This window comes from Armatimonas sp. (assembly GCF_964826245.1).
Genome location: NZ_CBAYMC010000183.1, coordinates 1 through 9,052, shown reverse-complemented (window position 1 = coordinate 9,052; position 9,052 = coordinate 1). Strand labels below are relative to the sequence as shown.

At 58.6% G+C, this 9,052-nt stretch carries 8 protein-coding genes; all 8 read left to right on the top strand.

Translation table 11 applies throughout. The features are described 5' to 3' along the window. Positions 1 to 292: 292 nt before the first annotated feature. Positions 293 to 532, top strand: a complete 240-nt coding sequence (locus AC1XOS_RS16055) for a hypothetical protein (protein WP_481963235.1) — start codon at positions 293 to 295, stop codon at positions 530 to 532. Positions 533 to 545: 13 nt separating this feature from the next. Continuing rightward, complete coding sequence (locus tag AC1XOS_RS16050; RefSeq protein WP_481963234.1) at positions 546 to 983, top strand: type II toxin-antitoxin system VapC family toxin; 438 nt, start codon at positions 546 to 548, stop codon at positions 981 to 983. A 156-nt stretch (positions 984 to 1,139) separates the two neighbouring features. After that, positions 1,140 to 1,646 (top strand): isopentenyl-diphosphate Delta-isomerase, encoded by a 507-nt coding sequence (gene idi, locus AC1XOS_RS16045; protein WP_481963233.1) that lies wholly within the window; start codon positions 1,140 to 1,142, stop codon positions 1,644 to 1,646. A gap of 98 nt (positions 1,647 to 1,744) precedes the next feature. Then, positions 1,745 to 2,473, top strand: a complete 729-nt coding sequence (locus tag AC1XOS_RS16040; protein WP_481963232.1) for a prepilin-type N-terminal cleavage/methylation domain-containing protein — start codon at positions 1,745 to 1,747, stop codon at positions 2,471 to 2,473. A gap of 142 nt (positions 2,474 to 2,615) precedes the next feature. After that, positions 2,616 to 3,875, top strand: coding sequence for a PQQ-binding-like beta-propeller repeat protein (locus AC1XOS_RS16035; RefSeq protein WP_481963231.1), 1,260 nt, complete (start codon positions 2,616 to 2,618; stop codon positions 3,873 to 3,875). Continuing rightward, positions 3,875 to 4,978: a PQQ-binding-like beta-propeller repeat protein gene (locus AC1XOS_RS16030; protein ID WP_481963230.1), complete on the top strand. Its 1,104-nt coding sequence runs from the start codon at positions 3,875 to 3,877 to the stop codon at positions 4,976 to 4,978. Before AC1XOS_RS16035 ends, AC1XOS_RS16030 begins: the two co-directional genes overlap by 1 nt. An 11-nt stretch (positions 4,979 to 4,989) precedes the next feature. Then, positions 4,990 to 7,290 carry an outer membrane protein assembly factor BamB family protein gene (locus AC1XOS_RS16025; protein ID WP_481963229.1) on the top strand — a complete coding sequence of 767 codons (2,301 nt, stop codon included), beginning with the start codon at positions 4,990 to 4,992 and terminating at the stop codon, positions 7,288 to 7,290. Between the two features lie 157 nt (positions 7,291 to 7,447). Beyond that, on the top strand, positions 7,448 to 9,052 hold a 1,605-nt coding region (locus AC1XOS_RS16020; RefSeq protein ID WP_481963228.1), incomplete at its 3' end, for an outer membrane protein assembly factor BamB family protein.

Below are 9,052 nucleotides of genomic sequence, written 5' to 3'. Positions count from 1 at the left end.
GCGATGGGGATTTGAAGATTGGGAGCCTCCCAGTGGCCAACGGCGATCTCTTTGGGGTTTGCGGCAACGCTATCTTTTGTGTAGAAACCAGCGACGTAGCGTTCCTGAAGTTCGATAAGAAGCTGACGCCATAGAGCGCCGTATCTACCCGCGCTCGCTCTTCGTAGGTTAGTTCTCGCATGAGAGTATTATGCCACGGCGAACTCGGAGGCGGCGCGGCGTTCGGTGGAGCGGAAGCCGGGGATGTTTGTGCTTTTTAGTTACGGTAGAATTGTAGTGGAGGAACCTGAGGATGCCAACCCGACTACGCCAACGTGTGATCTCGCGCCGTGTGACCGTCACCGATGCACGGGGACGGCTGCGCACGATGCGTGTGGTCTTGCCTGTCCCGCTTGCCAAGACTCCGGCCCATCATGGGAAACACACCGAGACCGGAGTTCCCTACGGCACAGGAGCCGACATCCCCGAGGAAACCTGGCAGGAGTTCGTCCAAGCACTTGCCGATGCAAGAGCCGCCGACAACGAAGCATAGATAGCCTGCCGCCATGTTTTTGCTCGATACCAATATTGCGTCGTTGCTATTTCGTACCGAGTTCCCGCCTGTGGTGCTCCTAGAGCAAATGAAGACTGTGGGGCGTGAGAATATCTACCTCTGCTCTATCACCCATGAAGAGTTTGTTCAGGGAGCCCTTTCAGTCATTCGTCAGTCAGAGACCAAGCACAAGAGCACGGTCTCGGGCTATTTATTACTCACCCGGCAGGTTGAGTTTCTAGCAGGCTTCCCCCTTCTAGAGTTTGATACTGCTTCCGAAGCTCTCTTCCAAGGTTTCCCAGCAGAGCTACGACGTGCGGGAAACCGGGATTGTAAGATCGCGGCCTGTGGGCTTCAGTATGGAGCAACGGTAATAACCCAAAATCTGCGATACTTCCAGCAAGTTCCTCAGCTCTCTAGCTTGGATTGGACTCAGCCACTCGGTACATAACCCATAAGTACACCCCAAATGGTGGTATTACGCGACGGCGAACTCGGAGGCGGCGCGGTGCTCGGGAAAGCGGAAGCCGAGCGATGTCAACACTAGTACATACTTTGTGGCTGTGCTGGGAACTGAGTCGTAGATTATTTGTTTGCAACTTTTAGAATGCAAGAAAATGTCATCCTGGTAGATGAGGCCGATAATGCGGTGGGCGAGTGTGAGAAGCTGGCGGCGCATCTTGAGGGAGGGCGGCTCCACCGGGCTTTTTCTGTCTTTATCTTCAACGATGCGGGTGAGCTGATGCTCCAGCGACGGGCGCTGGAGAAGTACCACTTTGGGGGGCTGTGGACCAACACGTGCTGTAGCCACCCGCGCCCTGGTGAGACAACGCTGGCGGCGGCAACGCGGCGGCTCATGGAGGAGCTGGGCTTTACAACCGCGCTGGTGGAGCAGGGGAGCTTTCTCTACCGCGCCACCGACCCCCTCTCGGGCCTCACGGAGCATGAGCTAGACCATGTCTTTGTGGGGCGCTTTCTTGACGCACCAACCCTCAATCCCGCCGAGGTAATGGACTGGCGCTGGCAGGCGATCTCTGAGATTGAGGCGGAGCTCTCGGCGCATCCTGAGCGCTTTACCCCGTGGTTTCCTCTTGCCCTTGCCTACGTCCGCTAGCGACGATGAACTATTGACGAAAACTACTCGTCTGGCTAGTAGGTATTTCTGTGTCGTTTGGTGAATCTTCTTAACTGATAAGAAAGGCTATTTTGTTTATGCACTCTTCCACCCCCCTAGCCCCCGTCCGACGGGGAAATGCTGGCTTTACGCTCATCGAGCTTCTCGTCGTGATCGCCATTATCGCGATTCTTGCCGCCATTCTCTTCCCTGTCTTTGCCCAGGCCCGCGAGAAAGCCCGTCAGACAAGCTGTCTGTCGAACCTCAAGCAGTACGCTCTGGCGAACCTAATGTATGTCCAGGACTACGACGAGACCTTCCCGATGTCGGCCTACATGAACATGACTAGCGGCCCCTGTGTGGCGACTTTCTACTGGGCCGTGGCTCCGTATGTCAAGAACAACCAGGTCACCCAGTGCCCTAGCGAAAAAGACGCGATGAATGTCCAGCTTCTTACCGGAGCTCCCTGCGCCAATACCCCTCCTGTCAATAGCTACGTGGTGAACCCTGCCCTCTACGGTAGCGGCTTCGTGGGCACTGTGGTGACGCAGAGCCTCGCCAGCGTGAACAGGCCCGCTGAGACGGTGATGCACTACGATGGCAACACGAGTGTGACGCAGCAGCAGATTGTCCAGGCACGACACCAGAACATGTTCGATGCCAGTTTTGTCGATGGTCATGCCAAGGCGATTCAGGCCACTCTTCTCACCACCACCACGCAGCAGTTCACCGTGGCAGGCCCCGGCAAGACGCTGAAGACCTATCGTGTTGGTGCGGGGGGCGGAGTCTACGCAGGTCAGCTAGACTGCAACGGAATTCCCCAGTAAGCCCTCCTCCCCCGGCCCCTCCTCCCAATCCTGGGAGGAAGGGGAACGGAGGGGAGCAAAAAATATAGTAGAGGCCCATTCATGGGTCTTGTCGCAACAGCGGGCCGCTTTAGCCGCCCAAAATCGAAAACGGAGAAATCGAATGAAAACAGCGCGTATCGTTTGCAGTGCCGTAGCAATAGGTGTCGTTTCCGCCGCCGTTGCCGCCGATTGGCCCCAGTTTCGTGGGCCGGAGCGCAATGGGCTCTCCAAAGAGACCGGTCTGCTGAAGGCATGGCCTACAGAAGGTCCGAAGCTCACGTGGAAGGCGACGGGGCTTGGAGAGAGCCACACCACGATCTCGGTGGCTAGGGGCAAGATTTTTGGCATGGGCCTCGTCGGCGAGGAGGAGAAAGTCTGGGCGCTCGACGAGAAGACCGGCAAGTCGCTCTGGAGTGTCAAGATCGCCAATAAGGTCGAGCTTCAGGCACGTCAGGGCGGCAACGGCTCCCGTGCAACTCCCACCGTCGAGGGTGATTTTCTCTATACCGTCGGGGTTGCGGGTGATGTGCTGTGCATGAAAGTCAGCGACGGCTCAATTGTCTGGCGCAAGCACCTCGTCAATGACTTTGGCGGACGGGTTCCTGTCTGGGGCTACAGCGAGAGTCCTCTGATTGATGGCGATAAGCTAGTCGTCACGCCGGGTGGCCAGAGCGCCATGGTTGCCCTGAATAAAAAAACGGGTGCGACGATCTGGAAGTCGCCGCTTCGCAATGGGGCCTCCTACTCCTCTGCACAGACCGCACTGGTCAACGGTCAAAAGCAGTACATTCAGTTTCTCGCCGAAGGAGTCTTTGGGCTCTCGGCTACCGATGGAAAGCCGATCTGGAACTACACCACGCCGGGCGGTGGGCAGTGGCGAGATATTAACTGCTCGATGCCGCTCTATAAAGACGGGATGGTTTTCGCGGCGACTGCCTATCAAAAGGGCGGCGGCTTGGTCAAACCGGGCGAAGGCGCGGCACCGGAGCAGTACTTCCTGCGCGAGATGCAGAACCACCATGGGGGAATGGTGCTGGTCGGGGATCATATCTACGGCACGGGCAACAATAGCCTGATGTGTGTTGAGTTCAAGACCGGCAAGATCGTCTGGGAGAGCCGCAACCCCGGTAAGGGCTCGATCTCCTACGCCGATGGGATGCTCTACGTCCGCAACGAGCGTGGCCCGGTCACTCTCGTGGAAGCCAACCCGAGAGAGTATATTCAGAAGGGGCAGTTTGAGCAGCCGGAGCGCACCCGTGAGCCGGCTTGGGCCTATCCGGTGGTCGCCAACGGCAAGCTCTATATCCATGACATGGACACGCTTTTTTGCTATGATGTGGCCTCCCCCCGCCCCCTCCGGCAAGCGAAGGGGGAGAAATAATGGCAGACTGGCCGCAGTGGCGTGGTGCACAGCGCAATGGTATCACCGCCGAGACGATCGGCTGGCGGGGTGGTAAGCCACGCCAGCTCTGGCAGGCGACCATCGGGCAGGGGTTTTCCTCCGTGGCAGTTAAGAGTGGCAAGCTCTATACCATGGGCAACACCAACAACACGGACTGGGTGCACTGCCTCAATGCCAGCACGGGTAAGGTGATCTGGCAGCACCGCTATGCCTGTGGCGGAGGCGACTATCCCGGGCCGCGTGTGACCCCGACGGTGCACAATGGCAATGTCTACACCCTGAGCCGTGAGGGGCTGGCACTCTGTCTCAACGCCGACACCGGGCGGGTCGTCTGGCAGCAGAAGCTCAACTGTGCCCAGCCGCAGTGGGGCATCTGTGGCTCGCCTCTGATTGCAGGCGACCGGGTGATCTACAATGCAGGGCGCACGGGCATGGCTCTGGACAAGACAACAGGCCGTATTCTCTGGCAGAGCGGGAGCGATGCCCCGGGCTACGCGGCTCCCGTTCCCTTCTCCGCAGGCGGTCAAGACGGGATCGCGATCTTCGCTGCGAAGGGTTTGGTAGCCGTCAATGCCAGCAACGGACGAGTGCTCTGGCAGCATCCCTGGGACACCAGCTACGATGTGAACGCCGCCGACCCGATTTTCTCGGGCAACAATGTCTTTATCTCGTCGAACTACGGCAAGGGGGGGGCGCTGCTCGCTCTTGGCGGAGGCCAGCCCAAAGTGGTCTGGCAGACGCGGGCGATGAAGAACCACTTCAACACGTGTATTCTGCACAATGGCTTTCTCTATGGCAACGACGAGAACACGCTTCGCTGTCTGGAGTGGGCCACGGGCCGCGAGCGCTGGAACCTACGGGGCATTGACAAAGGCGGCCTGATCTTAGCGGGCAACCAGCTTGTGGTGATGGGGGGGCGTGGTGAGCTGATCTTACTTGCCGCCGACCCGAACAAGCTTACGGAGCAAGCACGTGCCACGGTGCTGGGTGGTACATGCTGGACACATCCCGTGCTCGCCAACGGCGTGCTCTACGTTCGGAACCAAGAAGGCTCGCTCATCGCTTTAAACATGCGAGGGTAGTTTCAAAAACAATGAAAACGAGAACAATTGTGCTGGCGGTGGGACTCACCGCACTGGCTTCTATCGGAAGTGGAGTTGCGCTGGCTGATGTCCAGGGTTGGCTGAACTGGCGTGGTCCTGCGGGGACAGGAGTGTCGCTGGAGAAGGGACTGCCAACGAGTCTGGCCGCGCCGCTCTGGAGCCTGAAGCTCTCGGGCGGGGGAACACCCGTGATTGCAAACGGCAAAGTCTATGCGCTGGGCTACGATGGCGTGGGGCCGGACTTGCAAGAAGTGCTACTCTGCGCCGATGCGGAGACGGGCAAGAAGCTCTGGGAGAAGCGTTTTTCGGACTATCTTTCCGACATTACCTACGATCGCTACGCCATCGGCAGCCCAACGATAGACCCGGAGACGGGCAATGTCTATGCTCTGACGTCTGCGGGTGTCTTTGCCTGCTTCACCGCCGAGGGCAAGCCAGTTTTCTCCAACGCCATGATGGAGACCCTGGGGCGTCTTACGTTTACCAACGGGCGCACCGGCGCTCCGACGATTCTGGATGACTTAGTGATCGTCCGAGGAATCACCAGCAACTGGGGTGGCGATGGCGCAGCGATGGATCGCCTCTACGCCTTCGATAAGAAAAACGGACAGCTTGTCTGGTCGTGCAGTCCTGGAGTCGCCCCTAAAGACAATACCTTTGGACGGCCCATTTTCTCCTGGCAGGGAGGTAAGCAGGTCTTCTACAGCGGTGCAGGTGATGGCAGCATGATCGCCGTCAATGCCCGCACGGGTGAGCCGATCTGGCGCTACCCGATCTCGGCAGGCGGGATGAACGGCACGGTGGTGCTCTACAAAAACAGCAAGGGCGAAGAGACCGCGATCTGTATCCATGCCGATGAGAATATAGATGCCAGCAACGCCGGGCGCATGACCTCGGTGAAGACAGCGTCTACTCCTAAGCCACCCCCTCCGCCCGCCGTGCCTGGAGGCAATCCCGGCCCGCCCGTGCTCGATAAGACCGCCGAGGCATGGCGCAACGATGATCTCTCCGCTGTATCGTCGTCGCCGGTGCTCGTGGGCAAGAATCTCTACCTCACCGACAAGACAGGCTTTTTAGACTGCATTGACGCGGAGACGGGCAAGATCCTCTGGAAAGAGAAACTCGCTCCGGATCAGCTTCATGCCTCGCCGCTCTATGCCGAGGGGAAGCTCTACCTCCCGTTCCAGAACGGCCTTTTCTATATCGTCCAGCCCAGCACAACCGGCGCTAAGGTACTCGCCAAAACCCAGCTCGCAGGGCGCTGTATCGGGGCTCCCTCGGTGTACAACGGCAAGGTCTATGTCTTCTCCACCGAGCGGCTCTACTGCTACGGCAAGAAAGGCGTGGCTCCGAAGTCCGCTATTGCGTCGGTGGGAGCGCCCAAGAAGCTCGCAGGCCCCACCGTCGGCTTGCAGATTATTCCCGCCGAGGTGACCCTGCGTCCCGGTGAGAAAGTCAAGCTGACAATCCGTGGAATTGATGCCAATGGCTTCGTCACCCAGACCTTCGATGCTAGCAAGGCGACGTTTGAGCAGTATGTCCCCCCGACCGCAAAAGTCCGTGCGCTCCTCGATGCCAAGTTCGAGAACGGTGCGATTATCGGCGGTGCCAAGAGCTCAGCGGGAGCCTACCAGGCAACGGTAGAAGGCTTCAAGGGGATCATGCGCGGGCGGGTACTCACAGCCCTGCCCTACACCGAGGACTTTGAGAGTTTCGCGCCCTCCGAGCCCGACCCGCTCGTGCCCGAGGCCAAGTTCGCCTACCCGCCGCTCCCCTGGATTGGGGCGCGCTTCAAGTTCGATGTGCGCGAGCTCGATGGCAATAAAGTCTTTGCGAAAACTCTGGACAATATCTTCTTTCAGCGTGCCACGGTCTTCTTTGGTCACCCCGACGAGAAGAACTACACGTTAGAGGCCGATGTGATGGTCGACGGCAACCGCCGCACAAAATCCACCGTCGGGCTAATCAACCAGCGCTACTATATTATTCTCAATGGCAACGCCGATGAGCTGGAGGTCAACTCCAACCAGGAGCGCATCAAGGCAACCGTCCCCTTTAAAATTCAGTCGAAGACCTGGTACCGCATGAAGACCCGCGTGGATGTTGCCGCCAACGGTTCCGGCGTGGTTCGTGCCAAGGTCTGGAAAAAAGACGAAGCCGAACCGGCGGCCTGGACGATTGAGGTGCCGCATAAGAATGCCCATACCCTCGGAGCGCCTGGCCTCTTTGGGTTTGCCCCTCAGTCGCTCTATAAAGTCTATATTGATAACATCTCGGTGAAGCCGAACTAGATCACTCCCCCGGTTGGAGCGGGGGAGCTAGAGAGCTAAAGCCACAAAGGGCGTGCCGCCCATGCCAAATGATTCTTATGGCCCGAAGCGGCCTTTGTAGCGCGGAGCGCTCGTTAGACGCCCCCCTCAAACGGGGGCGGTTACAATGGAAAACACGATGAAAAGAAACGCACTTTTAGCAACATCTTTGATCGCCCTCAGTGTGGGTGCCCTGATCACGCGCGCGGCGGACTGGCCCTACTGGGGCGGTGGGGCCTCGCGTAACATGGTCTCGTCGGAGACCAATACGCCTACCACCTGGGATCCTGGTCGCTATAAAGGCAGTACCGAGGAGATTGACCTCGCCACCACCAAGAACGTCAAGTGGGTCGCAAAGCTGGGCTCACAGTCCTACGGCAACCCCACTATCTCCGGTGGCAAGATCTTTGTAGGCACCAACAACGAGAGCCCGCGCGATGAGAAGCTCAAGGGCGATAGAGCCGTGTTGCTCTGCCTGGACGAGAAAACTGGCGAGCTGGTCTGGCAGCTTGCGATCCCCAAGCTTGGCACCGGCAAGGTCAGCGACTGGGAGTTTCTGGGACTGTGCTCGTCGCCTGCCGTAGACGGCGACAAAGTCTATGTGGTAACCAACCGCTGCGAGGTCATTTGTTTAGATGTGAATGGGCAGGCCAATGGTAACCAAGGCGTGCAGGATGAGGCTAAGTATCTCACGGACAAAGGCAAGCCGCTCCACACACTGGGAGCAAAAGATGCCGATGTGCTCTGGCGCTACGACATGCGCGAGGAGCTTGGGGTCTTCCCGCACAACATCACCAACTGTGGGCCGCTGATTGTCGGCAACACCGTCACGGTCACCACGAGCAACGGCGTGGACTGGACCCACACCAATATCCCTAATCCCAAAGCACCTGCTCTTTGCGTTCTAGACAAGAACACCGGCAAGTATCTGGGTGAGGAAAACAGCGGTGTCTCTGCTAAGACCCTCCACTCCAACTGGTCTTCGCCCGCAGGCGGCCAGGTCAATGGCAAGGACACGATTATCTTCGGTGGCGGCGATGGCAACTGCTACGCCTTCGATGCTGCAAGTGCCGTTGGTGGTGAGCAGAGTGATCTCAAGACCCTCTGGAAGCTGGACTGCAACCCGCCGGAGTACCGCGTCAAGAACGGCAAGCCGCTGAAGTACGCCACTTTTGACGGCCCCAGCGAGGTGATTGCGACCCCTGTGCTCTATAAAAACCGTGTCTACGTGCCGATTGGGCAGGACCCGGAGCACGGCGAGGGAATCGGGCAGATGCTCTGCATTGATGCGGTCACGGGCAAGACGATCTGGGCCAACAAAGGCATTCAGCGCTCGCTCTCCACGCCCTCGATTATCAACGGGCTTGTCTTTGTGGCAGACTACTCCGGCTTTATCCGCTGCTTCGATGCGGAGACGGGCAAGTCTTACTGGAGCTTTGATACCAAGAGCCATATCTGGGGCTCCACGCTGGTGGCGGATGGCAAGGTCTATGTGGGCACGGAAGATGGCGATATCGTGGTGCTCGCTGCGGATAAAGTCATGAAAGAGGTCGGGCGTGTGGACATGCGCGCTCCCGTCTATGCCTCGCCCGTGCTCGCCAATGGGACACTCTATGTGGGAACCCCCACGCATCTCTATGCCATTGCGACTGGGGCAAAAGCCGCCCAAGCTGCGCCCAAGCCCAATGCCACCGCTCTTGCCCGCATGGAAGCTCGTGCCAAGCAGCTCCGCGCGGAACATGAG